This window comes from Achromobacter semiaridum (genome assembly GCF_053543755.1).
In genome coordinates this window covers 10,839-35,492 of sequence record NZ_JBLVOL010000101.1, presented here as the reverse complement: position 1 = coordinate 35,492, position 24,654 = coordinate 10,839, and the positions used below count along the sequence as shown (strand labels likewise).

The window sequence follows — 24,654 nt, the reverse complement described above, 5'->3', positions numbered from 1 at the left end:
CGCCGTCTTTGCTTTCCGATACATCCACGATTCAAGGCATCCCACGCAACGGCGGTAGGGGTGCGTAGAGCTGCGTCCGGCCACGGGCGCCATTCAACCAAGCGGATCCGGTTTACGTCTGTAGGAGCCACTCGTGCCTGGGGTCATTGCGAAACGCCCACTCCCGACGCGGACCCGCCATTGTGTTCAGGTAGTAAAGATCGTAGCCATGGGGCGCGACGCAGGGATGGTAGCCGCGCGGCACCTGCACGACATCATGGTCTTCGACCGCCATCGCCTCGTCCAGGCTGCGATCATCTGTGTACACGCGCTGGAACGCGAACCCTTGCGGCGGATTCAGGCGGTGGTAGTACGTCTCTTCCAATTGCGTTTCGCCCACGCCTGCCGTGTCGTGCTTGTGCGGCGGATAGCTTGAAGCATGCCCGGCCGGCGTGACCACTTCAACCACCAGCAGGCGTTCGGCCACATCGGTTTCAGGCAGGATGTCGCACACGTGCCGCGCATTGCTGCCTTGCCCACGCACCCTGCGTTGCATCGCCATCGGCTCGATCACGCGCGGAGGGTGACGCCCGAGCGCCGGGGCAAAGCAAATTCCCAGTTCGGCATTGGCAACGGCGCGTATCGACACGCCCCTGCCCGGCGGCACGTACACGGCATATGGCGACACGGGCTCGAACACCGACGCGCGGCTGCCCAGTGCCCGATAGCAATGCGCGCCAACGCTTACGTCCACTTCGCCCGCCAACACCACGATGCAGCATTCGCGCGCGTCCGTACTGATCAGCTCTTCCTCGCCCGGCAGCATGCGCACGGCGCGAAACCCCACATGCTTCCACCCCGCGCTGGCCGGCGTGACTTCCACGATTTGCCGGCCCTCCGCGGTGGCCTTGATCAATAAGCTCATCCTTGATTTCCTTGAAGGTCGCGCACAACGGCGGACAGGGTTTGATAGCCCAGCTTTGCATATTGGTAGGGAGGCGCAACGGCGGGGTCCTGCTCGGCCTCAACGACAAGCCAGCCTTCGTACCCCGCATTGCGCAACGTCGCCAATACCGCGCCAAAGTCGATGCACCCGTCTCCGGGCACGGTGAACACGCCGTTCATCACCGCATCCAGGAATGACCAGCCCTCGTTGCGCGCCGCTCTTGCGATGCCGGGCCGCACATCCTTGCAATGCACATGCACGACTCGATCCGCATGCCGCGCCAACCGAGCCACCACATCGATGTCCTCGCCGGCGATGGCTCCCGCCAAATAGCAATGTCCTGTGTCGAACAACAGACCGACGTTCTCGTCCGTGACCGCCATCAATCGATCGACGTCATCGGCTGTTTCAACATAGGCGCCCATGTGATGGTGATACGCCAGGGTCAGACCGTAGTTCGCTTTCAGGTGCGCGCCATAGGCGTTCAAGCGCTTGCCATAGTCGTTCCATGAAGCGTCGCAACGCCAGCGTGGCCGCTGGGCCAACGGCGTGCCGCGGTTTCCCTGGATCGAATCGGCGACCTCGCCATAGACCACCACGTTGCAACCCTGCGCCCGCAGCTTTTCCATATGCACCGCGCCGGCGCGGATTTCGGCGTCCAGCCCCTGATGCGCCAGTCTGCCGGAATGCCAGCCAGACACGCACACCACGCCATGCTGGGCCAACACGGCTTTCAGGTGCTGTGGCGACCGCGGAAATTTGTTGCCCAGCTCGAAGCCCGCGTAACCGATTCTGGCGCCTTCAGATAACGCGGTGGAAAGCGGCGTGTCACCGCCCAAGGAAGGCAGGTCGTCATTGCTCCACGATATGGGATTGACGCCAATGCGCACGTTCCAGGTGGTCTCTGCATTCACGTTGCCAGCTCCTTCAAATTTCCTGTCGGCGTTTATCGGCCACGTAAGCCGCGTGGGCCGCCCTTGATTGAACACGGTCGCAGACTTCGGGCACTGCCACCTCCCACCAGCAACCGCCGTCCGATGTGGTGCGCGAGGCCGACGTGTCAATGACCAATACCGTGCTGTGTGGACTGGCGCGCGCCTCGCGCAAGCATTGCGTGAGTTCTGCCACGTCGTGCACGTGCATGGCATGTGCGCCCAGGCTGCGGGCGTGCGCTGCGAAGTCGATGCGTGGCGCGACGCCCGCGGGCAAGACACAGTCATCCAACAAGTTGTTGTAGTTTTCGCCGCCGCAGGCGCGCTGCAGGCGGTTGATGCATCCAAAGCCCCGGTTATCCAGTACCACGATGATCAGCTTGATCCCCAACATGGCCGCTGTGGCGATTTCGGAATTCATCATCAAGTAGGATCCGTCGCCCACCAGCACGATGACTTCCTTGCCAGGCCGGGCCAGCTTGACGCCAAGGCCTCCGGCAATTTCGTATCCCATGCAGGAATAGCCGTATTCCACGTGATAGCCGCCGGGTTGGCTGCTGCGCCACAGCTTGTGCAGCTCAGCGGGAAGCGTGCCGGCGGCGCTCACGACAATGTCATCGCTTGCCGATGTCGCATCGGAGGACTGCACCGCACCGATCACGTCGGCCTCATAGGGCAAGCCCTCAGGCACCGCCGTCGTCAATGCCAGGACCCGATCACGCCATTGCGCAGCAAGCCGTCGGGCATCAGCAGTCCAGTCGGTATCGGCGCGCCAGCCCGTCAACGCCTGGCCCAATTGGGCCAGGGCCAGCGCAGCGTCCGCCACCAGAGCCTGGCCACGCCGCTTGCCGGCATCCAGCGCCTGCACGTTGATGGACAGCAATGGCGTATCACCGAAAAGCGCGTTCGAGCCGGTTGTGAAGTCCTGCAGGCGCGTGCCCACCGCGATGATCAGGTCCGCGCGTTCGGCAACGGCGTTCGCCGCAGGGGACCCGGTAACGCCGATGGCGCCCAGGTTCAAGGAATGGTCCCATGCCAACGTGCCCTTGCCGGCTTGCGTCTCTGCCACGGGTACGCCACAGGTCGTGGCAAACGCGGCCAGCGTCTGCGATGCCCGCGCATAGAGCGCACCGCCCCCCACCACCAACAGCGGACGGCGGGCGCCGCGAACGGCCTGCGCCGCGCGTTGAAGCGCGCCCGCGTCCGGGGGCGGACGCAGGAAGTGCAAGGGTGCGGGTTGCAGGAATGAAGTCGGACAATCGAACGCCTGCGTCTGTACATCCTGCGGCAGAGCCAGCGTGGCGGGTCCACATTGGGCGGGATCCGTCATGACCTGGATGGCGCGCGGCAAAGCGGTCAGGATCTGCTCGGGCCTGACCAGCCGATCGAAGTAGCGCGACACGGGACGGAACACGTCATTGGCCGTTGTATCGCCGCTATCAAACGACTCGATCTGCTGAAGGACGGGATCGGGCGCGCGCGAGGCAAAGGTATCGCCGGGCAGCAACAAGACCGGTAGGCGATTGACATGCGCAAGCGCCGCGGCAGTCACCATGTTGGTGGCGCCCGGGCCGATAGACGTGGTGGCGACCATGATGCGTCGGCGCATATGCGCCTTGGCATAGGCGATGGCCGCATGCGCCATCGCCTGCTCGTTGTGAGCCCGCATGACAGGCAACGCATCGCGCGTATCCGCCAATGCCTGGCCCATGCCCGCCACATTGCCATGACCGAAGATGGCCCATACGCCCCCTACATACGGGGTCAGCGAGCCATCCGGCTCTTGGACGCGCAATGCGGCCAGATAGCGTGTCAGTGCTTGCGCCATCGTCAGGCGCACGGTTTGCCGGGCGCTCATGACGCCGCCCTCTCGGCTGGCGTCGAGGCGGGATCGTCGCCCACGTCCACCGCCCTGCTGACGGCGGCACGGCTTTGTTGCCACCCGGCGATCAACGCGCGAAAGCCCGCGGCCACGCGTTCGACCAATTCAGTGTCGTCAATCTCGTCGCGCAGCCACGCTGCGGCAGGCTCGTGCCAGACGCTGCGGCCGATCATGAAGCCCTTTACCACTTGTGCCCGTGCCGCTGAGAAACCGTGCAGCAAGGCCGGCACCGGCAGGTTCATGCCCAGGATGACGGCGCCCCGACAATGCGGATCGCGTTGCGTCACCAACTGGTCCAGCGCCTCCCAGGACTCGGGTTCCATCATGCCGAGCTTCCACCATTCCGGGCGGATATCCAGGTTGTACAAGCGCCGCACCGCGCGCAGCACGGCGTCATCCGCCGGTTCGCCCATGAGCATTTCGTCGGGCGGAATGATCTCCAGCAGTAGTTCGTGGCCGCTATGGCGCGTGGCTTCCCAGACGTGCCGCAATTGGTTTTCTTGCTCGACGCGCAACAGCGCATCGTCATCGGGGTGGTAATGCACCAGACACTTCACCACGTGTTCGCGAGGCCATTGCCGCAGGCGCGATGCCAGCGATCGGCCGCCATCAAAACGCAGCGGGCGCGAGCCCGGCAGTTCGATGGGCCTGCCCACCCACCAGCCTCGGCCGGTGGAGTCGTGCAGGCTTTCGTCGCCGTAGACGTCGTCGATCAGTACCCCAATGCGGCCTTGCACGGCGGGGGCCTCGGCCACCACATCGACCGCGCGCACGATCAAACGCTTGAGCGCGGCAACGTCTTCATGGGTACGCCCGTGGTGAGCGGCCAGCTCGTAGAATTGCGATCGATGATCAAACGCCAGCACGTAGAGTTCGTGCCAATCCGGACGCGGCGTGGTCACGCGATGCAGATGCGACAGCGTGGCGTCCGTGTCCGGGCGTCGAGACTTATTGCCCGACAGCCAGTAGTCCAGTTCTGCTTGCGTCGGCATCGCCGGCGCGCAGCCGTGCCGCGACACCACGATGGCCCCGCAAGCGTTCGCCATGCGCGCCGACTCCTGCCAGCCCCGGCCTTGCAGCAAGCCCGCCATCAGGCCGGCGGCGAAGGCGTCGCCTGCCCCCAGCACATTCAGAACCTGCACGTTTTCACCCTCGGCCACTAGGGCGGCGTCGAGATGCTCGGGTACGTCGCCCACCACGATGGCGCAGCCATAAGGCCCCCGCTTGACCACAAGCACGGCCGCCGAATGTGCGCGCACCGTCCGCAACGAGGCCATCAGGTCTCCCGGCGCGCCGCCGGCGATCAGGAATTCCTCTTCGGTACCAATGATCAAATCGAAATGCGCCAGCATTGCCTGCAACTGAACGCTGACGTCAGCGTCCGGCACGTAGCGGCGTTCTCCATCGCCCCGGGCGGCCAAGCCCCATAGCACCGGGCGAAAGTCGATATCCAGGATGCGTGTCACGCGATGCCGAGCCGCCAGTTGCAACGCGCGCACGGACGCCTGGCGCACCCCTGCTGTGCTCAGGTGCGTGCCCGTGATCAGCAACGCGCGGCATTGCGCAATGAATCCTGCGTCGATGTCGTCCGAGTCAAGCGCCATATCGGCGCAGTTTTCGCGATAGAACAGCAGCGGAAACGTATCGCGATCCTTGATGCCAAGCATCACCAGTCCCGTCAGCCGTTGCGGATCCTTGCGCACCTGGCTGACATCGCATCCTTCGCCTTCCAATTGCGCAAGCAGGAAGCGGCCCATCTGTTCGTCGCCCACGCGGGAAATCATCGCGGACCTCAGCCCCAGGCGCGCCGCGCCCGAGGCGATGTTGGCAGACGAGCCACCCAGGTATTTCGCAAAGCTCGAGACCTCTTCCAACGCGCATCCGATCTGCTGCGCATACAAATCCACCGCCAGACGGCCAAGGCAAGCCAGGTCAAAGCGGCGTCCCTCGGGAAAGAATAGTTGGTTCATGGCACCCTCAGACGATCACGCCTTCAAGATCACGCATCAGGGCCTTCATCTCGGCCCCACCCGCCATCATGTCCAGAACCTCTTCCTTGGAGATGGCGTCTTTTCGGTATGAACCCAACGAACGGCCGCGATTCAACAGCGTGAACCGGTCGGCGACGGGGTAGGCATGATTGACGTTGTGCGTGATGAAAATGACCGCGATGCCGCGTTCACGCGCCGTGGCTATCAGCTTGAGCACATTGGCTGATTGCTTGACGCCGAGCGCCGCGGTGGGCTCATCCAGAATCAGGACCCGGGCGCCAAAGTGCATGGCGCGCGCAATCGCCAGGCATTGCTTTTCACCCCCCGACAGCGTGCCCACGGCCTGATGCGGGTCGCGCACCCGTATCCCCATTTCACCCAGCTTCTCGCGCGCCGTGTTGGCCGCGCCGCGATGATCCATTACCGGCAGCAAGCCCAACCAACGGCGCGTGGGCTCGCGACCCATGAAGAAATTCCGGGCGATGCTCATCAATGGCACAAGCGCCAAGTCTTGGTAGACCGTGGCGATACCGGCGTTCAGTGCATCGCGCGGCGAGGTGAAGCGGGCGGGTTTGCCATCCAGCAGGTAGCGTCCTTCATCCGGCGGGTGTACGCCCGCCAGCGTCTTGATCAGCGTCGACTTGCCGGCGCCGTTGTCGCCGAGCAGGCAATGCACTTCACCGGCACGCAGTTGAAAAGTCACGCCGTTCAGTGCAATCACCGAGCCAAACGTCTTGCGTATGCTTTCCAGTTCAATGATGTATTCGCTCATGGCGGTTCCTTTACCGCGCGGCCACGGCGACACGGCGGCGCACAAGGCTGTTGAACACCACCGCAAGCAGCAGCATGATGCCCAGGAAGACGCGATACCAGTTGTTGTCGATGCTGGTGTAGCCAATGCCGATCTGTACGACGCCGAATATCACCGCGCCAAACGCCGCCCCGATGACCGAGCCAAAGCCGCCCGTCAACAAGCAGCCGCCGATGACGGCCGCAATAATGGCTTCAAACTCTTTTTGCAGGCCGCGGTCGGCCGCCGCCGAGCCGGCGTCCATGACTTGCAGGACAGCGAACAAGGCCGAGCAGAACGCCATGATCATGAACAGGATGAGCTTGACCCGCGCAACGGGGATGCCCATGTTCTTGGCCGCCGTGGCGTGCCCGCCGGCGGCCAGCACCGCGTTGCCAAATCGGGGGCGGGCCAGCACAAACGCGCCGACTGCCGCCACGCCAAGCCACCATGCGACGACCTTGGGCAGACCAATGGCCAGCGCACCGCCTCCTTCGCGCGCATCGATCCACCCTACTGTCGCCAGGCCGTCGAACAGGCCTGTCAGCAAATAGCCCTGGAACAGCGTCTGCATGAGCCAGTCCGCTTCCAGCAAGTCACGCAGGATCAAGGGCCCATTGGCGCTGATGATGGTCTTGCCGGTGAACAGGGTGGACAACGCCAGCGTCAACCCGCGCAGGATGTAATAGAACGCCAGCGTGACGATGAAAGACGGCAGACCCGTGCGGATGACCAGAAACCCGTTGAGCGCACCAATGGCCATGCAAAGGCCGAACAGGAACAGACACGCCAGCCAAGGAGGCCACCCCCAGTACAGCACCGGGATGGCCAGCCCCATGCCCGCGAAGCCGATCATCGATCCGATGGACAGGTCAAATTCGCCGCCAATCATCAGCAAGGCAGCGCCTGTGGCCAGGATGCCGATGAAGGCCGCCACCGTCGCCCAGTTGACAATGCCTTCGGCGCTGAACATGCCGGAGTTGCCGGCCACCAGACCGAAGATGAGAAAGACCGCCACCGTCCCGGACACCGACGCCGCTTCCGGGCGGCCCAGTAGCCGCTGCGGCCAGGCCAGGGATTGCACGCGTTCGTCGGCCGGTGACGCCATCGCTGCCGAGCTTTCTGTCATGTCGTGTTCCTTTGCGCTTAGCGATACTGACCGGCGTACTTCTCCACTTTCGAGAGATTCCCTGCCGTGATGAAGCCGGGGCCCGAGCTGATGTGGCGGGGCCCGTACACGGGCGTCACGCCGTATTCCTCAAAGCGCGCGGCGGCCTTCGGATCAGCCTTTAGCGCCGCTTGAACCGAATCCGCCGTAGCGGCGCCTCGCGCGCGATCCGTCTTCATCCTCACCATCACCGCCACGGGGATGTAACCCTGCAGAAAGGGCTGCTGATCGATTGCGAACTGCACGGTGCCGGCCTTGATGGCGCGAGCAATATCGTCGGACAAATCGAACGTGGCGAACCAGATCTTGTTCGTCAGGCCGGCCTTTTCCAGCAGACGCAGGGTGGGGCCTGCGGCATCGGGCCCCAACGCCAGAATGCCTTGGGTGTCGGGGTGTTGGCGCAGATACGCGGACACCTTGGACTCCACCGCGCTGGGATCGACACCACCCGTATCGAGCGTGCTGGCGCGGAAATCAGCACCGATTGCGTCGGCAAAGCCCTTGCAACGCTCGAAGGACACCGGGTTCGTGGCGTAGTGGTTGACACAAAGGAAACGCTGTACACCGGCCGCTTTGGCACGCAGGCCCGCGGCGTGACCGGCGTCGTACTCGGGTTGCCCTACATGCATGATGGCGCCCAGCCGCTCGGACTGTTCCGCCGACCCGGAATTGATGGTGATAAGCGGAATGCGCTTGGCGCGAACTTTTTCCAACGCGCGCTGCAGTACGTTGAAGTCAGCGATGGTCACCATCACGCCGTCATAGTTGGCGGCGGCCGCCTGTTCGATCAGCCGCGCCATTTCAGCGATATCCCCGGTGGCGGGATTGCGGTAATCCACCTGCACCCCGTAATCGTCCCCCGCCTGCTTCAACGAGTTCTTGATGACGTTCCACCAGGAATCGGAGTCAGGCGCATGGCTGATCAAGACGTATTTGTCGGCCACCGCTGGCGTGGCGCCCGCCAGCAGTGCGCTGAACATGAAGGCGCTCAGGGTGAGTTTGAGCCTGCGGTGCAGCGTCGGTCGCGGGTACGTCATCTGTCTTCTCCGTGCGGCGTTGCGGCAAGAGGGCGGGCTTGTGTTGTCAAACCCGTCCCGTCCGGCGTCTGGCCGATCAATGTGCGAGCCATGATAGGCCAGGATAGAAATTAATTTGTCATCGAAAACCCTATGGAAATAATTTTCTAAATATTCTTAGCGCTTTCTATAATTCTTTCTATCGCCTCGCCTCAAAGACCCCCGCCCGAGCCGCCATGCCGAAATCCGTGCCCAAGACCTGCCCGTACACCACCGTTGCACAATTCCTTAGCGATATCTCGCAGCAATATCCAAGCCTCAGTCGACAACTCAAGGCGGTGGGCCGGTACATCGAGCAAAATCGCGACCATGTCGCCCTGGACCGCATCCAGGACATGGCAGAGCGATGCTTGGCGCAACCGTCGGCGATCGTTCGGTTCGCCAAGCATTTCGGGTTTTCCGGATTCACGGACATGCAGCAGCTGTTTCGCGATGGCATGACGCAGCAAATTGCGCCGGGCCGCAGCTATCAGGACCGAATCCGCGACCTGATTGAATCCACGCCCGAAAAACTCTCGTTGTCGACCTTGTCGCACGAGGTCATCGGCGGGGGCATCGCCAGCCTGGAAGCCCTGTCGCGTGACCTGGACCCGCGCGCCTTCGACGCGGCGGTAAGCCTGCTGGAAGAAGCGCCCGCCGTGTGGATCGTGGCATCGCGGCGCTCATTTCCGGTGGGCGCGTATCTGGCCTATGCGCTGCAACACACTAGCAAGGCGGTGCATTGGATGAGCGGAGTGGGCCACATGCAGGAAGGCCAGCTACGCGGCTTGGGCGCGCGCGATGTGATGATCGCCATTTCGTTCATCCCCTATGCCGATGAAACCGTTGCCACCGTAACGGAAGCAGTGGCCCGCGGCGCTCGCGTCATCGCCATTTCCGACAGTCAAATGAGCCCGATCGCGCAGGCGGCCGCCGCCACCTTGGTCGTTCAGGAAAGTTCCACGTTCGGGTTTCGGTCCCTGACCAGCACCATGAGCCTGGTGCAATCCCTGTTTATCGCGCTGGCCTACAAACTGGAATTGAGGTTTGACGCCAGCGAAACCGGCGCCGCGCAAGCGCGTGCCAGCCCCTGACCCTTTTCGCGGAGGTTGCACAATGAAAGTCGCACTTTTTGGCGCTGGACGTATTGGCGCCATCCACGCCGCCAACCTGGCCGCCATGCCAGGCCTGACATTGGCGACGGTGTGCGATCCCGCCACGGGCCTGGCGGATGCGCTGGCCGACAGGCATGGCGCGCGCCGAGCAAGCGAACAAGATGCCTTGCGCGACCCCGACATCCAGGCAGTGCTGATCTGCTCATCCACCGACACGCACAGCGACCTGATCATGCGTGCCGCGCAGGCCGGCAAACACGTGTTTTGCGAGAAGCCGGTGGACTTGTCCACCGAACGCGCGGTTCGCTGCCAGGACGCCGTGGCAGCGGCAAATGTCCGTTGCATGATCGGCTTCCAACGCCGCTTTGATCCCACCTTCGCCTCTGCCCGCGATCGCCTGGCGAACGGGGCGATCGGGACGCCGGAAATGCTGATCATCACCAGTCGCGATCCCGGCGCGCCCAGCCCCTCTTATGTGAGGCAATCGGGCGGTATTTTCCGCGACATGCTGATCCACGACTTCGACGTCTTTCGCTGGTTGTTCGGCGAAGAGGCCACGATGGTCCACGCAACCGGCTCCTGCCTGACGGACCCGCGCATTGCCGAGGCCGGCGATATCGATTCCGCCGCGGTGACACTGCGCACGGCGAGCGGCAAGCTGTGCCAGATCAACGCGTCGCGCCGGGCCGCCTACGGCTACGACCAGCGCTTCGAAATACTGGGGTCCGACGGCTTGCTGGCCTGCGGCAACCATCGCCCCACCGAGGTCGCGCATTGGACGGCAGCGGGCCTCAACCATGACTTGCCCGAACCCTTTTTCCTGCAACGCTACCGCGAAGCCTATCGCCTGGAATTGGACCATTTCTTCACGCAGCTGAGCACGGGCGGTTCGATCAGTACCACGATCGCCGATGGCGTCGCCGCGCAACGGCTTGCAGATGCCGCCGCGCAATCCCTGTCCACCGGCCAGCCGGTCGCACTTTAAGAGACCCACCATGAGCACCGCAACAGCCGCTTTGCGTGTCGGTATCGCCGGCCTGGGCCGGCTTGGGCGCAGACACGCCGAAAACCTGGCGTTTCATACGCCTGACTGCGTCTTGACGGCCGCGTGCAGCCCCGTCCAAGCCGAACGCGCGTTTGCCGGCGCCAAGCTCGGCGTACAAAAAACTTACAGCGATTTCAACGCCTTTTTGCGCGACCCACATGTGGACGCCATCGTGTTGGTCACGCCCACGTCGATGCATGCGGACCAAGCCATTGCCGCGCTCCAGGCCGGCAAACATGTCTTCATCGAGAAGCCGCTGGCGCTTGATGTGGCGGACTGCCTGCGGGTCGAAGCGGCCGCATCGGCCCGGCCCGATCTGATCGCCATGGTGGGCTTCGTCAGGCGCTTCGACCCCAGCCATGCCCGCGCCTTCGACAGTGTTCAGCAGGGCGATATCGGCAGGCCTTTTCTCGTGCGCTCTCAAACCTGCGACCGCCTTGACCCGGACGGGGCCTTTCTTGCCTTTGCGCCCACGTCGGGCGGGATTTTCATGGATTGCAGTGTGCATGACATCGATCTGGCGCGCTGGATGCTGGGCAATCCCAAGGCCACGCGCGCGTTCGCCAGCGGCACCATCGCGGTTCACGAGGGCCTGGCCGCCATGGGCGATGTGGACAACGGTATGGCCATTGTCGAATTCGAGGGTGGCGCCCGTGCGGTGTTCTATGCCTCGCGCACGTTCCTGCATGGACACGAACAACACACCGAAATCATCGGCACGCAGGGCAAGCTTCTCATTGGACAAGGCGCGCCGCGCGACCACATCGTGCGCAGCGATGGGCAAGGCGTCCGCCATCAGGCCACAGGCGATTTCTTCGAACGGTTTTCGGACGCCTTCCGGCACGAGCTCGCGGCGTTCGTGGATGCCTGCCGCAGGGGCGCCATCTCGCCGCTGTCGCTGCAAGACGCCACCGAAGCAACCCGTATTGCCCGCGCCGTCACGGCGTCGCTGCACCACGGCCAGCCTCAGGACATAGCGCGATAAGGGCGGTCGGCGAGCCGATATCCACGAGCCGGCCGCTGACCTTACAAACGCGGCAATATTCATTACAATGCAGTCCCTGCGCGTGCCCCGGCACGCCGTGCCGGTGTAGCTCAGTTGGTAGAGCAGCTCACTTGTAATGAGAAGGTCGAGGGTTCGATTCCTTTCACCGGCACCATGAACACCCTGTAGTTTCCAAGAAAAGCCCGACGATCTCTCGTCGGGTTTTTTTATTCCGGGCGCCAGGAAACGCCGCCCCCTATCCCAGCGGCGGCAGCATGTTGAACAGCAGCACCATCAGCAGGCCCACCACCGCCACGATCGATTGCACGACCGAAATCGTTTTTGTCGCTTCGCCCATCGTCATGCCGAACGATTCCTTCACCATCCAGAAGCCGGCGTGGTTGGCGTAGTTAAAGAACAGCGAACCGCAGCCGATCGATAGCGCCAGCAGGGGCAGGTTCAGCGTAGGGTCGGCGCCGGCCAGTGGGGCCAGCAGGCCCGCGGCGCCCACGATGCCGACGGTTGCCGAGCCGGTGGATACCGATAGCAGCATGGCGATCAGCCAGCCCAGGATCAGCGGCGGGAAGGCGAACTGGTGTGTCAGGTGCACGATGGCGTCGCCCACTTTGGCGCTGGTCAGCACCTGCTGGAAGGCGCCGCCGCCCGCGATGATCAGCATGATGCCGGCAATGGGCTTCAGGCTCTTGCCCAGGCCGTCGCGCAATTTCTCGGCGTCACCGCCACGCATGAACACCAGCGTGACCGCGGCGAACAATACGCCCAGCAGCATGGCCACCAACGGATTGCCCAGGAAGGCGGCTACGTGCATCAGGCTGGAATCCTTGGGCAACAACATCTCGGCCAGGGCGTGCACCAGCATCAGCAGCGCGGGCAGCAGGGCCGCAAGCACGCCCAGGCCCACGCTGGGCGCAGCGGTAGCCGAGCCATTTTCCGGCGTGACGGTGAACTGTTCCAGCAGCGCCTCATCGGGGCGCGTCGTCATGCGGGGCGTGATGAAAGCCCCATATAGCGGGCCGCCCAGCACCATCGCGGGCAGCGCGGCCAGAAAGCCGTAGATCATCGTGGGGCCCACGGTGGTCTTCAGGGTTGCAATGGCGGTCAGCGGGCCGGGATGCGGCGGCACCATGCCGTGCATGGCGGCCAGCGCGGCAATGACGGGCACGCCCACATAGACGTAAGCCGACCCTTTGAAGCGTTCCTGGCTTTCCAGCTTGCGCGCCACGCTGAAGATCAGCGGCAGCATGACGACCAGGCCCACTTCAAAGAACATGGGAATGCCGATGACAAAAGCCACCAGCGTCATGGCCCACGGAATCAAGCGCACCGAAGTGCGCCGCAAGATGGCGTTGGCCAGGCGTTCCGTCGTGCCGGAATCCGCCAGGATCTTGCCCAGCATCGCACCCAGCGCGATCACCACGCCCACCGCGCCCAGCGTTTTGCCGGCGCCGTCGGTCAGGTTTTTAACGATGGCAACCGGCGACATGCCCGTTGCAAAACCCACACCGATCGAAACGATCAACAGCGCCAGCAGCGGATGCATGCGAATGCGCGAGACGATGAGGGCGACCAGCACCAAGACGCTCACCAGGGCGGTGAGCAGCAATTGAATGTCAAACGAAGACATGGATTAACCCAGTAAAGACGAGAGAGGTCGCGAACCTTCTGGGTGCCATGATAAGGGATCGGCAAGCCGCGCGCCCCGCGCCTTGCAGCGCCCGCGCGCTCAGTCCGGTTTGATTCCCGCCGCCTTGATGACCGCGACATTGCGCGCCAGTTCGCTGTCGACCTTGGCGCGGAACGCCGCCGGATCCTGGTACGTGGCGTCGAAACCCAGCTCTTGCAGCTTGGCGCGGGTATCGGGTTCGGCCATCACCGCCTGGATCTCCTTGGACATCCGATTGACGATGGGCGCGGGCGTGCCCTTGGGCATGACGACACCAAACCAGGTTTCGAAGTCATAGCCCGACACGCCGCTTTCCGCGACGGTGGGCACCTCGGGCACCAGCGTTGACCGCGCGCTGCCCGTCAACGCCACCGCTCTCGCCTTGCCCGCCTTGATCTGCGGCAGGCTGGCTACCAGCGTGTCGATCGACAGCGGGATCTGCTTGCCGATCAAATCCGTCATCGCCGGCGCACTGCCGCGATAGGGCACGTGCAGCAGCTTGGCGCCCGTGCGTTGGGCCAGCGATTCTCCGGCGATATGCGGCGTGGACCCATTGCCAAACGAACCGAAACTAAGCGCCTGCGCGGCCGACTTGCTGGTGATGTCCGCCACCGTGCCGATGCCGGATTGCGGATTGGTCAGGATAACGAACGGCGTGCTGCCCGCCACGGCGACGTATTCGTAGCTTTTGACGGGGTCGTAGTTCAGGTTTGAATACAGCAGCGAATTCAGCGTGAAGGTGGGCGCGCCAGTGATCATCAGCGTGTAGCCATCGGGCGCCGCGCGTGCCACGGCCACCGCGCCGATGCTGGTGTTGGCGCCGGGCTTGTTCTCGATGACCACTGTCTGGCCCAGGCGCGCACCGAGTTTGGCCGCGAACAGGCGGCCGATCACATCGGTGGACCCGCCCGGCGGAAACGGCACCACCAAGGTGATGGGCTTGGACGGATACGTGTCGGCCGTGGCCAACAGCGGCGTGGCGGCCAGGACGCACAGGGCCAGCGCGCGCAATATCGTTTTGTTCATGGATTTCCCCTTGTATTGTTGAATTGCTCAGTCGGGCAGCACCGGCGCGCGGCGCCAATGCTGTGTGGCGGATTCGAAGGCGTGCGCCAGTTGCAGCAGCGCGTGTTCCTGGCGATAGCGTCCAACGATCTGGATGCCTACCGGCAAGCCCTCTTCGGTAAAGCCGCATGGCACTGAAATCGCCGGGTGGCCGGTCAGCGACAGGTAATAGCCGGACCGCATCCAGTCGATGTAGTTGTGCATCGGCGTGTCGTCGATATGGCTGACCGTTTCTTCTTGCACCGGAAAGGGCACCACCTGGCTGACCGGGCCGATCAGGAATTCATGCGTCTGCATGAAGGCGTGCATGCGGGCGAACAGGGCCGCGCGGTCGCGTTCGGCCTGCACAACGACGGCGGGCGCTTGGGTCAGGCCCAGTTCGATGTTCCAGATCACCGTGTCCTTGAGCAGATGCCGATGCTGGCGCAACGCGGCCTCGTAGCCGATCGCGAAGACCTGAGCGCGCAAGGCCTGGAAGGCGTCGTTGGCCCCAGTGAAGTCGGGGCAGGCCTGCTCAACCTTCGCACCCAGATCCGCGAAGACCGGCAACTGGCTTTCCAGTACCTGCAATACGTCGCGCTGCACGGGCAGACCGCCCCACGTGGGCGCGTACGCGATGCGCACGCCCTTGAAGTCGCGCTCCAGGCTGGCCAGGAAACGCGCGGGGTCCTGATCGACCGCCAAGGGATCGCGTGCGTCCGGTCCGGCCGTGGCCGCCAAAAGCAAGGCCACATCGGCCACCGTGCGCGCCATGGGGCCCGCCACCGTCAACGCGTTATAAGGGCTGGCCGTGGGCCATTGCGGCACGCGGCCGGGCGAAGGACGCAGGCCGACCACATTGCAGAAGGACGCGGGGTTGCGTAGCGAGCCGCCCATGTCCGTGCCGTCGGCCAGCGGCGTCATGCGCGCGGCCAGCGCAGCAGCCGCGCCGCCGCTGCTGCCGCCCGCCGTCATGCGCAAATCGTAAGGGTTGCGGGTGATGCCGAACACCGCATTGAAGGTCTGCGAGCCCGCGCCGAACTCCGGCAGATTGCTCTTGCCCAGCGTGATGGCCCCGGCGGCGCGTTCCCGCGTGACGATCAAGCTATCGCGCTCAGGCACGAAATCGCGGTACAGCGGCGAGCCGTAAGTGGTGCGCATGCCGGCCGTCAGAAACGAATCCTTGTGCACGATCGGCAGGCCGTGCAGCAAACTCAGCGCGTCCCCCCGGGCTTGGCGTTCGTCCGCCAGCGCGGCGCGAGCCATGGCTTCTTCCGCGTCCACGGTCACGATGGCGTTGACGTGGGGGTTGCACGCATCAATACGCGCCAGGTGGGCCGCCATGACGTCACGCGCGCTGGCGTGGCCGGCGGCGATTTCGGCGCGCAGCGCTACGGCGCTCACCTCGCAGAGCGATGAAGAATGCGTCATGGGGAAGGAAAACGACGTGGAGTGTGGGCGTTCATGTGTATTGCTATGCGATACAAAGTATTGAATAATCAACTTTATAGTGGCTATTCGCCCCCCGGACAATTCGGGGAAACTAGCGTCGGACCCGTCTTGAATCCTTGCCGGGCCCGCGCGCCATTGCCCGTTCTCGCCCGCGTTTCCCCCCGATCTCAGCCATGACGACACGCATCGCACACCCGACCAACACTGCCACGCCCGACGCGGACGACCCGCTGTTTGTCGCGTCGTTGGAAAAAGGAATGCGCGTGCTGGACGCCTTTCGGGACGCCACGGATTCCCTGGGGTTGACCGATATCGCCACGTTGACCGGCTTGGGAAAAAGCGCCGCACAGCGCTTCGTGCACACCTGGGAACGCCTGGGCTATCTGGCCAGGGACCCGGTATCTCGCCGCTATCGCCTGGGTCCCCGTGTGGTTGAGCTGGGCTACTTCTTCTTGCGCAACGACCGGCTGGTGTCGATGGCCGCGCCGCATCTGGTGGCGCTGCGCGATCGCTGTGGGCTGGCCGTGCACATGAGCGTGCTTGTTGCAACCGACATGATCTATCTGCTGCGCCTGCCCAGCCGTCAGCTGACGCTGGCCGAGATGCTGCCGGGTCGCCGCATGCCCGCCTGGTGCAACAGCGGCGGGCGCATGCTGCTGACCCAGCAGGACGACGACGCCATCTTGCGGGCGTTGCATCAGGCGCCGCCGCGCGCGTTTACGCCGCGCACAGTGACCGACCCGGTCGCCTTGCTGAATTTGATCCGCCAGGCGCGCGCTGACGGCTACGCGTTGACCGAAGACCAGGTGCTGCAAAACCAGGTTGGGGCGGCCGTGCTGTTACGCGACGCGCGTGATGTGCCGCTGGCCGCGATCAGCGTCAGCGCGCCGCGCCACGACTACCCCGGCGACCGCCTGCTGCGCGATATCGTGCCGCAACTCTTGCGCACCGCCCACGCGATTCAGCACGCTTGAACAGAATTTCTGTGGCCGCTTTGCATTCTTTCGATTTTTTGTGCATAATTCGGCCCCTCTACCTGTTCCCCGATAGCTCAGTCGGTAGAGCGACGGACTGTTAATCCGCAGGTCGCTGGTTCGAGCCCAGCTCGGGGAGCCAAAATTTCAGCAGTGCATGCCGTATCCGCACCGCTTGCAGTACCCCTAAAAAAGCCCGCAACTTGTTTGCGGGCTTTTTGCATTGGGGCGTGCCGTCTGCGTGCCTGAGCCAAGAGTGCGTAGGATAATCGCGCATCCCTGTCGACGGCCTTGTCTTGCCCCACCATGCGATCCACGCGATCCCTGCCCGCCCTGGTTTCCCTGCGCGCTTTTGAAGCGGCCGCGCGCCGCTTGAGCTTTTCGCTGGCCGCGCAGGAACTGTTCGTCACGCAAAGCGCGGTCAGCCATCACATCCAGCGGCTGGAAAGCGAGTTAGGCGTGGCGCTGTTTGAGCGGCGCACGCGAGCCGTCGCGTTGACGCCCGCGGGCCAGGCCTATTTCGAACACGTACACGCGGCGTTCGAGCTGTTGCGGCAGGGTACGGACCAACTACGCGCGCCCGCCGCCGCGCGCGTAACGCTGAAGGTGGGCTTGCTGGCCTCGTTCGCCACGCGTTGGCTGGCGCCTCGCCTGCCCGCATTCGCCGCCGCGCATCCCGACATTGAATTGCAGTTGCTGCCCGACATCGGCTTGGCCGACGTGGCCGGCGGCGACGTGGACGTGGCCATACGCTATGGCCGCGGCTCTTGGCCCGGCGTGGCCTCGCGCCTGCTCATGACCGAGCAACTGTCGGTTGTTGGCGCCCCCCAGCGCATCGCCGGCCGCAAGCGCCCGCGCACGCCTGAAGATCTGTTGCGCCATCCGCTGCTGACCTCGCACGCCAAACAGCCTTTTGAATGGGATGCGTGGGCGCGCCGCTTCGGCATGGACCTGGGCCGTGCCCAGACGGTGCGCTTGCATGACTACAACATCGTGGTGGAAGCAACCCTGGCGGGGCAGGGGCTGGCCATGGGTCGGCACCGACTGATCGCACCGCACCTGGCCAGCGGCGCGCTGGTGCAGGCGCTGCCCGGCGCGATGTTGGAAGATCCGCGCATCGGCTGGTGGTTTGTCGCGCCACGTGGCGCGTTGCAGCCCGCCGCAGCCGCCTTGCGCGACTGGCTGACGGACGCGGCGCAAACGGACGAGCCGGCTTTCCTCGCGACGCATTAGTCTTACTCATGTGTCGCCGACAAGAATTGATTGGTCAGGCGGCGGCGCGGCCGATAGCATCAGGGCCTGCGTTACGCTTTTAAAGCGGCCTTGGAGTCCAGCGGTTTTGGGCTTCCCGCTTTTGACTCTCTGACATTTCACAGGACATCCGCTATGACCCGTACGATCTCCGGCCGCGTGGCCGAACTGGGCTACACCCTGGAAGCCGCCGCCGCGCCCGCCGCCAACTATGTGCCTTTCGTCCTTGAGGGCAATCTGCTGACCATCTCGGGCCAGATTTCGCGCAAGGGTGGCAAGCCGCAATACCTGGGCCAGCTGGGCAACCAAGTGTCGGATGCCGACGGCGTCGAAGCGGCCCGCTTGTCCGCCCTGGGGCTGCTGGCGCAGATCGCCGCCGCCACGGGCGACCGCCTGGACCGCGTGGCGCGCATCGTGCGCCTGGGTGTCTTCGTGGCCAGCACGCCGGATTTCAACCGCCAAAGCGCCATCGCAAACGGCGCCTCCGACCTGATGGTCGAGGTGTTCGGCGACGCCGGCCGCCATGCGCGCAGCGCGGTGGGCGTGGCGTCCCTGCCGCAAGGCGTGTCGGTGGAAATCGAAGCCGTCGTCGCCCTGACCCCCGCCTGAGTTCCGCGCCCAACGGAATCGACCATGTCCGCCCCCCTGACCGCCGCCACCATCCAGTCCCTGCGCGCCCAGACGCCGGGCGTCCAAACCAGCGTCCATTTCAATCACGCCGGCTCGTCGCTGCCGTCCTGCGGCACGTTGCACGCCATCCACGAGCACCTGCAACGCGAGGCCACGCTTGGCCCCATGGAAGCAGGGGTGGCCTCGCGCGCGTTGACCGAAAACGCGCGCACGCTTGCCGCGCAGCTATTGAACGCGCAGCCCGATGAAATTGCTTTGACCACCGGCAATTCCGCCGGTTGGGGCGCGGCCTTCGCGGCGCTTGGCCCATGGCGACCCGGCGACCGCATCCTGGTTGGTCGTCATGAATGGGGGGGCAACCTGGCCGCCATGCGGCTGCACGCCGAACGCGCGGGCGCCGTGCTCGAAACCATAGCGTCGGATGACAGCGGTTGCGTGGACCCCGACGCGCTGGCTGACAGGGTGGACGACCGCGTGCGCCTGATCGCGCTGACCTGGATGCCCGCCAATGGTGGCCTGATCAACCCGGCCGCCGCCATCGGCCGCGTGGCGCGCCGGCACGGAATTCCTTACTTCGTGGACGCCGCGCAGGCAGTCGGGCAATTGCCCATCGATGTCGCCGAGGTAGGTTGTGACGTCTTGAGCGGCGTGGGGCGCAAGGCGTTGCGCGGCCCCCGAGGCACGGGCCTGTTGTATGTGCGGCGCCGCTTCCTGGACCAGTTGACGCCCGCCTTCGTCGACACCTATTCCGCGCCGCTGGATGCCGACGGCCGCCCCGTGTTGCGCGCCGACGCCGGCCGCCTGGAATCGGCCGAGAACTCCTTGGCGCTGCGTTGCGGCCTGGCCAATGCGTTGCAAGAAGCACTGGCGCTGGGCCTGGGTTCGATCCGCGCCACGCTGGACGCCACCGCCCAGCGCCTGCGCACCGAACTTGCCGCCATCCCGGGGCTGACGGTGCTGGACCAGGGGCGTGAAAAATCCAGCCTGATCTCGTTCAACCTGCAAGGGCGAAACGCCGCCGACGTTCAGCGCGCGCTGGCTTCAGCAGGCGTGACGATCGGCAGCAATGGCGTGCCGTACACGCCGCTGGACATGCAGGCGCGTGGCCTGGCTCACATTGCGCGGGTGTCGGTCAGCCCGTTGACCAGCGACAACGAGATCGATCGCTTGCTGGACGCCCTGCGCGACGTGGCGCGCGCGGCGCCGTAGCGCCTGGGCCAGGGCCTGGACCTGGACCTGGACCTGGACCTGGACCTGGACCCCCAACGATTACCCCTCAGCCTTCATCCCGCCACGCGCCGCATGAACGGCGTCCACTTGGTGAATACAAGCAGGTTGCCCACCATCACCAGCGCCAGCCCCAGCAGCGCCGGCGGCGTCCACTGGTAGCCCTCGGCCACCGTGGACACGCCCAGCGCCACCACCGGAAACAGCACCGTGCAGTACGCGGCGCGCGCGGGCCCCATGCGCCCCACCAGGGTCAGGTACGCCGTAAAGCCGATCACCGACCCCGGAATCGCCAGGTAAAGCAGGGCGCCGACGTACTGCTCGGACGTGTCGAACTGAAACGGCAGGCCTGCCAACAAGCAACCCGCCAGCAGGATCGTCGCCCCGTAGAACATGCTGTAGGCGTTGCCGGTCAACGGCCGCACGCCAGCGCGTTGTTGCAGCGACGACAGCATGTTGCCCGTGGAAAAGCAGAACGTGCCCAACAGCGCAAAACCCAATCCCAACAGCGTTTCGTGGCTGGCCTCCTGACCGGCAAGCTCGGGCCAGAACAGCAGCACCAGACCCGAAAAGCCGATGGCGCCGGCCAGCATCACGCGCGGCGCGACACGGGTGCCGAACCACAGGCGGGCGTTCAACGCGTTCCACAGCGTAGCCGCCGAAAACACCACCGACACCAGACCACTGGGAATCCACTGCGTAGCCGTGTAGAAGCACAGGAAATTCAAGCAAAACAGGCACAGCCCCTGGCCCACGCACAGCCAATGCCCACGCCGATCCAGTTTCTGTAGCTTGCGGCTCAGCAGCAGCATCGCAAACAGCACCAGGGCCGCCAGCGCGAAGCGGTAGAAGATCGATACCGGAATGGCCACCACGCCCAATTGCAGCTTGATGGCGATCCAGGTCGTGCCCCAGATAACGACGGTCAGGAAATACAGGAAGAGATTCACGGTGCAATCGGCAAGGAAAAAGGGACGCGGTACGCGCGGCGATGGCCGCTTGTCTGGCCGCCAGTGTGCGCCGGCGGCGGATGGCGAGATTGCCGGATCTTGCGGTTTTTATGCCGCCTCGCGCGCGGCGCGCGCGGGATCGCAGTAGCATTTCGCTTCTATGGGAATCGTCGCTTCGGCCCCGGCCGACTTCTCCGTCTTTCGCACCTTGTCGCGTTCCACCGCCACGCTGGAACGCGCCGCCGCCCTGGGCGAAGGCATCGCCATTTCGCAATGGGCCCGCAGCGCGCGCGAAACGCTGGGCTACGACACCCCCGGCCACCACACGCTGTCGCTATACCTGCATGGCGGCGACAAATCGTTCCGTGTAGGCCGCGACACGCTGCACGGCGGCGCCGGCAAGTTCTGCGTGCTGCCGGCCGAACACTATTCGCGCTGGTGCATGAACGACACCGTGCATTTCCTGCACCTGTACATTGCGCCCGAACGCCTGGCACGCGAAGCCGTCATGCGCCTGGATTGCGAGCCGCGCACGCTGGAATTGCGCGACCGCACCTACATCCAGGACGAATCGCTGATCGACGTTTGCCGGCAACTGCTGGGCACCGACTGGGCGCAGCCCGCCGACCGCCTGGCCGCCAGCAGCGCGGCCGAAACGGTGTTGCACCATCTGCTGCAACAAGGCGTGGCGCGCAAGACGGTGCAGCCTTCGCGCGGCGGGCTGGCCCCGGCCGTGCGCCGGCGCATCATGGATTACATCGACGCGCACCTGCATGCGCCCTTGACGCTGGACGAGCTGGCGGGCGTGGCCGCCTTGTCCACCTACCATTTCGCCCGCATGTTCCACACCTCGTTCGGCGAACCGCCGCATGCATGGGTGCGGGCGCGGCGGCTGGCGCATGCGCGCGGGTTGCTGGCAACCGGCAAGGGCGACCTGGCCGGCGTTGCCCAGGCCAGCGGCTTTGGCAATGCCAGCCACCTGTCACGCGTGTTTCGCGAGGCCGTCGGCGTCACGCCCGGCCAATACCGGCAGGCCCGGCGCCAGCACTGAACCGGCGTCGCCGGACCTTACGGGCCGATGGAGTGCGCCGAATGCGCCAGGTGTGCCAAGGGTGCAGGTCTACAATGTCGCATCGCCCTTTGCGGCCTTACACCGCGGTCCGTCCGCGCCGCCTACCAACGCGATGCCGCCTTCGACCTCTCGCGCTTTTGACCTGCCGACCGGCTCTGCCGGCCACCGCCCGTTGCGCGCGCACTGGCTGGCCGAACTCATCCGCCTGCGCGAAACCCATTGGGGTCCGCTGGACGACGCCGATGCCGTGCGCCGCGTACGGCAGTTGGACACCGATCTGCCTGCGCGCATCCTGGCCCGCGCCGACCTGCTTGCACAGCGCGAGAATCTTGGCCCGCTGGTGGATGGCTGGCGCTGCAGCGCGCAGGCGATTCTGGCGGCGTTGTTCGTGCTGGCCCTGATGTCGGGCATCGCCGTGGCGCTGGGCGCGCTGGGTGACGGCACGCGCCCGGTCAATGTGCTGTGGGCACTGGGCGCATTGCTGGGCTTGCATGCGCTGACCTTCCTGCTGTGGCTGGCCAGCTTTCTGCTCAAGCCCACCGCCGCCACCGGCCTGGGACGGCTATGGCTGTGGGCCACCCGCAAGCTGGCGCGCGGCCCCGACAGCGCGCTGGTGCCGCAGGCCTTTCTGAATCTGCTGGCGCGCGCGGGCGCGTTGCGCTGGCTGTTCGGCGCGGTCAGCCATCTGCTGTGGTTGACCGCGCTATGCGCCGCGCTGGCCGCCTTGCTGGTGGTGCTGTCCACCGCCAGTTACCGCTTTGTCTGGGCCACCACGCTGCTGGCGCCCGACACCTTCGTCTGGCTGACGCAAGCCATCGGCTGGTTGCCGGCGCACCTGGGCTTTGCGATGCCGGACGCGGCGGTCATCCGCGCCAGCGACGGCAGCCAGACGCTGTCCGCCGACGCGCAGGTGCAATGGTCGTTGTGGCTGATCGGCGTCGTCGTGGTCTACGGCATCCTGCCTCGGCTGCTGGCTGCCGCGCTTTGCGTGGCCGCCACGCTGCGGGCGCTGGGTCGCTTGCGCATCGACCCCTTGCTGGCAGGCTTTTCTCCCTTGCGCGACCGCCTGGAACCCGCCGCCCAGTCCACCGGCATCGACCGCCCGGTGGATGCGCTGCACCAACCGCGAATGCAGTCCGCGCCGCTGTCCGGCCTGGCGGGGCAGCCCGTGCTGTTGGGGTTGGAACTGCCGGGCGACGTGGCCTGGCCGCCCGCCAACCTGCCCGCTGCCGTGCAGATGGCGGGCAACCTGGATACGCGCGAAGAGCGCAATCGCGTGCTGGACGCGCTGGCCCAAGCGGCCGCATCGCGTTTGCTGATCGCCTGCGACGCGCGGCAAACGCCGGATCGCGGCACCCTGTCGTTGATCGCCGAACTATCCGCCCACGCGGGCCATACGGCCGTCTGGCTCATCGCTCCGCGCGCAAGCGGTGATCAAGAGGGCGGTGATGGCAATAACAATTCCGAAGGCGGCAGCGACGCCAGCCGCAATAACGTCAACAACAACACCCGCGCCGCACTGTGGCGTGAACGCCTGCTGGCGCTTGGCCTGCCCGCCGACGCCATCTTGCAAACGCCCAACGCGCCGCTGACGTGGCTACAGGCCGACCATGGCTGACGACATTATCAAGATCGCGCTGGTCGGCCACACCAACACCGGCAAGACCTCGCTGCTGCGCACCCTGACGCGCGACACCACCTTTGGCGAAGTGGCCGACAGCCCCGGCACGACGCGCCACGTCGAAGGCGCGCGTTTGCGCCTGGATGGCCGCGCCGTGCTGGAATGGTTCGACACCCCCGGCATGGAAGACAGCATCGCGCTGCTGGAATACCTGGAACGCCTGGACCGGCCCGATGAACGGCTGGACGGTCCGGCGCGCATCCGGCGCTTTCTGGATACACCCGAGGCGCACGGCCGCTTCGAGCAGGAAGCGCGCGTGCTGACGAAGATGCTGGAGTGCGACGCGGCCTTGTACGTGATCGACGCGCGCGACCCCGTGCTGGGCAAGCATCGGGACGAGCTCTCCATTCTTGCGGCCTGCGGGCGGCCCTTGCTGCCGGTGCTTAATTTCGTGAATGCGCCCGCCCACCGCGCGGATGAATGGCGCGGCGCCATGGCGCGGCTGGGCCTGCATGCGGTTGTGGAATTCGACACAGTGGCCCCGCCGCTGGACGGTGAGCAGCAGCTGTACGCCAAGCTAGGCGTGCTACTGGACCGCCATGCCGGTGCGCTGGCGCGCTTGTCCGACAGCCTGTCCGCGCAACGCCGCGAACGCCATGCCGGCGCCTACGAGCTACTGGCCGATCTGCTGATAGACGTGGCGGCGCTGCGCCTGGCAAGCCCCAGCGACGACACCGCGTTGGCCGCTGCGTCCAGCCAGTTGCGCGACCACGTGCGCCAACGCGAACAGACCTGCGTGAACGCGCTGCTGGCGCTCTACAACTTTCGCGCCGCTGACTTCACCGACGACGCCGTGCCCGT

The 24,654-nt window shown here is 65.2% G+C and carries 21 protein-coding genes and 2 tRNA genes; 12 read left to right on the top strand and 11 right to left on the bottom strand.

The window, feature by feature from the left end:
• Positions 1-112: 112 nt before the first annotated feature.
• The 7 genes from iolB to ACNPP0_RS23200 are packed head-to-tail and all read right to left on the bottom strand — an operon-like array spanning position 113 to position 8,668.
• On the bottom strand, positions 113-904 hold the full coding sequence (gene iolB / locus ACNPP0_RS23230) for a 5-deoxy-glucuronate isomerase (RefSeq protein WP_448707122.1): 792 nt from the start codon (positions 902-904) through the stop codon (positions 113-115).
• Positions 901-1,839 carry a myo-inosose-2 dehydratase gene (iolE, locus tag ACNPP0_RS23225; protein ID WP_448707121.1) on the bottom strand — a complete coding sequence of 313 codons (939 nt, stop codon included), beginning with the start codon at positions 1,837-1,839 and terminating at the stop codon, positions 901-903. Before iolE ends, iolB begins: the two co-directional genes overlap by 4 nt.
• Before the next feature lie 13 nt (positions 1,840-1,852).
• Positions 1,853-3,715 carry a 3D-(3,5/4)-trihydroxycyclohexane-1,2-dione acylhydrolase (decyclizing) gene (iolD, locus tag ACNPP0_RS23220; RefSeq protein ID WP_332609085.1) on the bottom strand — a complete coding sequence of 621 codons (1,863 nt, stop codon included), beginning with the start codon at positions 3,713-3,715 and terminating at the stop codon, positions 1,853-1,855.
• On the bottom strand, positions 3,712-5,709 hold the full coding sequence (locus ACNPP0_RS23215; protein ID WP_448707120.1) for a bifunctional 5-dehydro-2-deoxygluconokinase/5-dehydro-2-deoxyphosphogluconate aldolase: 1,998 nt from the start codon (positions 5,707-5,709) through the stop codon (positions 3,712-3,714). The genes iolD and ACNPP0_RS23215 overlap by 4 nt, the downstream gene beginning before the upstream one ends.
• Positions 5,710-5,716: 7 nt before the next feature.
• A complete protein-coding gene (locus ACNPP0_RS23210; protein ID WP_448707119.1) occupies positions 5,717-6,502 on the bottom strand; it encodes an ATP-binding cassette domain-containing protein in 786 nt (261 codons plus the stop codon).
• 10 nt (positions 6,503-6,512) lie between these two features.
• Positions 6,513-7,649, bottom strand: coding sequence for an ABC transporter permease (locus ACNPP0_RS23205; protein ID WP_448707118.1), 1,137 nt, complete (start codon positions 7,647-7,649; stop codon positions 6,513-6,515).
• A 17-nt stretch (positions 7,650-7,666) separates the two neighbouring features.
• Complete coding sequence (locus tag ACNPP0_RS23200; protein ID WP_448707125.1) at positions 7,667-8,668, bottom strand: sugar ABC transporter substrate-binding protein; 1,002 nt, start codon at positions 8,666-8,668, stop codon at positions 7,667-7,669.
• Positions 8,669-8,940: 272 nt separating this feature from the next.
• On the opposite strand from ACNPP0_RS23200, the gene ACNPP0_RS23195 reads away from it, so the two are divergent.
• From ACNPP0_RS23195 to ACNPP0_RS23180, 4 genes are all read left to right on the top strand, one after another.
• Positions 8,941-9,837 (top strand): MurR/RpiR family transcriptional regulator, encoded by an 897-nt coding sequence (locus tag ACNPP0_RS23195; RefSeq protein WP_448707117.1) that lies wholly within the window; start codon positions 8,941-8,943, stop codon positions 9,835-9,837.
• A 22-nt stretch (positions 9,838-9,859) separates the two neighbouring features.
• Positions 9,860-10,843 carry an inositol 2-dehydrogenase gene (gene iolG, locus ACNPP0_RS23190; RefSeq protein ID WP_332609092.1) on the top strand — a complete coding sequence of 328 codons (984 nt, stop codon included), beginning with the start codon at positions 9,860-9,862 and terminating at the stop codon, positions 10,841-10,843.
• Between the two features lie 10 nt (positions 10,844-10,853).
• Entirely contained in the window at positions 10,854-11,888 is a 1,035-nt protein-coding gene (locus ACNPP0_RS23185; protein WP_448707116.1) for a Gfo/Idh/MocA family oxidoreductase, read from the top strand.
• A 99-nt stretch (positions 11,889-11,987) separates the two neighbouring features.
• Positions 11,988-12,063 (top strand) — tRNA-Thr (locus ACNPP0_RS23180).
• A gap of 81 nt (positions 12,064-12,144) precedes the next feature.
• Here ACNPP0_RS23180 and ACNPP0_RS23175 read toward each other — a convergent pair.
• The 3 genes from ACNPP0_RS23175 to ACNPP0_RS23165 all read right to left on the bottom strand — a co-directional run bounded on the left by ACNPP0_RS23175 (position 12,145) and on the right by ACNPP0_RS23165 (position 16,047).
• Positions 12,145-13,533 carry a GntP family permease gene (locus ACNPP0_RS23175; RefSeq protein ID WP_332609094.1) on the bottom strand — a complete coding sequence of 463 codons (1,389 nt, stop codon included), beginning with the start codon at positions 13,531-13,533 and terminating at the stop codon, positions 12,145-12,147.
• A 99-nt stretch (positions 13,534-13,632) separates the two neighbouring features.
• The gene (locus ACNPP0_RS23170; protein ID WP_448707115.1) at positions 13,633-14,598 is read right to left on the bottom strand and encodes a Bug family tripartite tricarboxylate transporter substrate binding protein; all 966 of its coding nucleotides are present in this window, start codon (positions 14,596-14,598) and stop codon (positions 13,633-13,635) included.
• Positions 14,599-14,625: 27 nt separating this feature from the next.
• On the bottom strand, positions 14,626-16,047 hold the full coding sequence (locus tag ACNPP0_RS23165; RefSeq protein WP_448707114.1) for an amidase: 1,422 nt from the start codon (positions 16,045-16,047) through the stop codon (positions 14,626-14,628).
• A 194-nt stretch (positions 16,048-16,241) separates the two neighbouring features.
• On the opposite strand from ACNPP0_RS23165, the gene ACNPP0_RS23160 reads away from it, so the two are divergent.
• The 5 genes from ACNPP0_RS23160 to ACNPP0_RS23140 all read left to right on the top strand — a co-directional run bounded on the left by ACNPP0_RS23160 (position 16,242) and on the right by ACNPP0_RS23140 (position 20,132).
• The gene (locus ACNPP0_RS23160) at positions 16,242-17,042 is read left to right on the top strand and encodes an IclR family transcriptional regulator (protein ID WP_448707113.1); all 801 of its coding nucleotides are present in this window, start codon (positions 16,242-16,244) and stop codon (positions 17,040-17,042) included.
• 66 nt (positions 17,043-17,108) lie between these two features.
• A tRNA-Asn gene (locus ACNPP0_RS23155) sits at positions 17,109-17,184 on the top strand.
• A gap of 164 nt (positions 17,185-17,348) precedes the next feature.
• A complete protein-coding gene (locus ACNPP0_RS23150) occupies positions 17,349-18,275 on the top strand; it encodes a LysR substrate-binding domain-containing protein (protein WP_448707112.1) in 927 nt (308 codons plus the stop codon).
• 153 nt (positions 18,276-18,428) lie between these two features.
• Complete coding sequence (locus tag ACNPP0_RS23145; protein ID WP_332609101.1) at positions 18,429-18,902, top strand: RidA family protein; 474 nt, start codon at positions 18,429-18,431, stop codon at positions 18,900-18,902.
• Positions 18,903-18,926: 24 nt separating this feature from the next.
• Positions 18,927-20,132 (top strand): aminotransferase class V-fold PLP-dependent enzyme, encoded by a 1,206-nt coding sequence (locus ACNPP0_RS23140; RefSeq protein ID WP_448707111.1) that lies wholly within the window; start codon positions 18,927-18,929, stop codon positions 20,130-20,132.
• Between the two features lie 74 nt (positions 20,133-20,206).
• Here the strand turns inward: ACNPP0_RS23140 and ACNPP0_RS23135 are convergent, their stop codons facing one another.
• Positions 20,207-21,100 (bottom strand): DMT family transporter, encoded by an 894-nt coding sequence (locus ACNPP0_RS23135; RefSeq protein WP_448707110.1) that lies wholly within the window; start codon positions 21,098-21,100, stop codon positions 20,207-20,209.
• A 160-nt stretch (positions 21,101-21,260) separates the two neighbouring features.
• On the opposite strand from ACNPP0_RS23135, the gene ACNPP0_RS23130 reads away from it, so the two are divergent.
• The 3 genes from ACNPP0_RS23130 to ACNPP0_RS23120 form a co-directional block, all read left to right on the top strand.
• Positions 21,261-22,151 (top strand): helix-turn-helix domain-containing protein, encoded by an 891-nt coding sequence (locus ACNPP0_RS23130; RefSeq protein ID WP_448707109.1) that lies wholly within the window; start codon positions 21,261-21,263, stop codon positions 22,149-22,151.
• A gap of 133 nt (positions 22,152-22,284) precedes the next feature.
• Positions 22,285-23,790, top strand: a complete 1,506-nt coding sequence (locus ACNPP0_RS23125; RefSeq protein WP_448707108.1) for a DUF2868 domain-containing protein — start codon at positions 22,285-22,287, stop codon at positions 23,788-23,790.
• Positions 23,783-24,654, top strand: an 872-nt coding sequence (locus ACNPP0_RS23120; RefSeq protein WP_448707107.1) for a GTPase/DUF3482 domain-containing protein, incomplete at its 3' end; no start/stop codon positions are given. The genes ACNPP0_RS23125 and ACNPP0_RS23120, both read left to right, overlap by 8 nt.

Excerpts from the sequence above, each read along its gene's own strand:
- iolG (WP_332609092.1), top strand. The coding sequence starts at position 9,860 with ATGAAAGTCGCACTTTTTGGCGCTGGACGTATTGGCGCCATCCACGCC.
- ACNPP0_RS23125 (WP_448707108.1), top strand. The coding sequence starts at position 22,285 with ATGCCGCCTTCGACCTCTCGCGCTTTTGACCTGCCGACCGGCTCTGCC.
- ACNPP0_RS23130 (WP_448707109.1), top strand. The coding sequence starts at position 21,261 with ATGGGAATCGTCGCTTCGGCCCCGGCCGACTTCTCCGTCTTTCGCACC.
- ACNPP0_RS23150 (WP_448707112.1), top strand. The coding sequence starts at position 17,349 with ATGCGATCCACGCGATCCCTGCCCGCCCTGGTTTCCCTGCGCGCTTTT.
- ACNPP0_RS23140 (WP_448707111.1), top strand. The coding sequence starts at position 18,927 with ATGTCCGCCCCCCTGACCGCCGCCACCATCCAGTCCCTGCGCGCCCAG.
- iolD (WP_332609085.1), bottom strand. The coding sequence starts at position 3,715 with ATGAGCGCCCGGCAAACCGTGCGCCTGACGATGGCGCAAGCACTGACA.
- ACNPP0_RS23205 (WP_448707118.1), bottom strand. The coding sequence starts at position 7,649 with ATGACAGAAAGCTCGGCAGCGATGGCGTCACCGGCCGACGAACGCGTG.
- iolB (WP_448707122.1), bottom strand. The coding sequence starts at position 904 with ATGAGCTTATTGATCAAGGCCACCGCGGAGGGCCGGCAAATCGTGGAA.
- ACNPP0_RS23145 (WP_332609101.1), top strand. The coding sequence starts at position 18,429 with ATGACCCGTACGATCTCCGGCCGCGTGGCCGAACTGGGCTACACCCTG.
- ACNPP0_RS23175 (WP_332609094.1), bottom strand. The coding sequence starts at position 13,533 with ATGTCTTCGTTTGACATTCAATTGCTGCTCACCGCCCTGGTGAGCGTC.
- ACNPP0_RS23160 (WP_448707113.1), top strand. The coding sequence starts at position 16,242 with ATGACGACACGCATCGCACACCCGACCAACACTGCCACGCCCGACGCG.
- ACNPP0_RS23165 (WP_448707114.1), bottom strand. The coding sequence starts at position 16,047 with ATGACGCATTCTTCATCGCTCTGCGAGGTGAGCGCCGTAGCGCTGCGC.
- ACNPP0_RS23195 (WP_448707117.1), top strand. The coding sequence starts at position 8,941 with ATGCCGAAATCCGTGCCCAAGACCTGCCCGTACACCACCGTTGCACAA.
- ACNPP0_RS23210 (WP_448707119.1), bottom strand. The coding sequence starts at position 6,502 with ATGAGCGAATACATCATTGAACTGGAAAGCATACGCAAGACGTTTGGC.
- ACNPP0_RS23200 (WP_448707125.1), bottom strand. The coding sequence starts at position 8,668 with ATGTTCAGCGCACTGCTGGCGGGCGCCACGCCAGCGGTGGCCGACAAA.
- ACNPP0_RS23185 (WP_448707116.1), top strand. The coding sequence starts at position 10,854 with ATGAGCACCGCAACAGCCGCTTTGCGTGTCGGTATCGCCGGCCTGGGC.
- ACNPP0_RS23215 (WP_448707120.1), bottom strand. The coding sequence starts at position 5,709 with ATGAACCAACTATTCTTTCCCGAGGGACGCCGCTTTGACCTGGCTTGC.
- ACNPP0_RS23170 (WP_448707115.1), bottom strand. The coding sequence starts at position 14,598 with ATGAACAAAACGATATTGCGCGCGCTGGCCCTGTGCGTCCTGGCCGCC.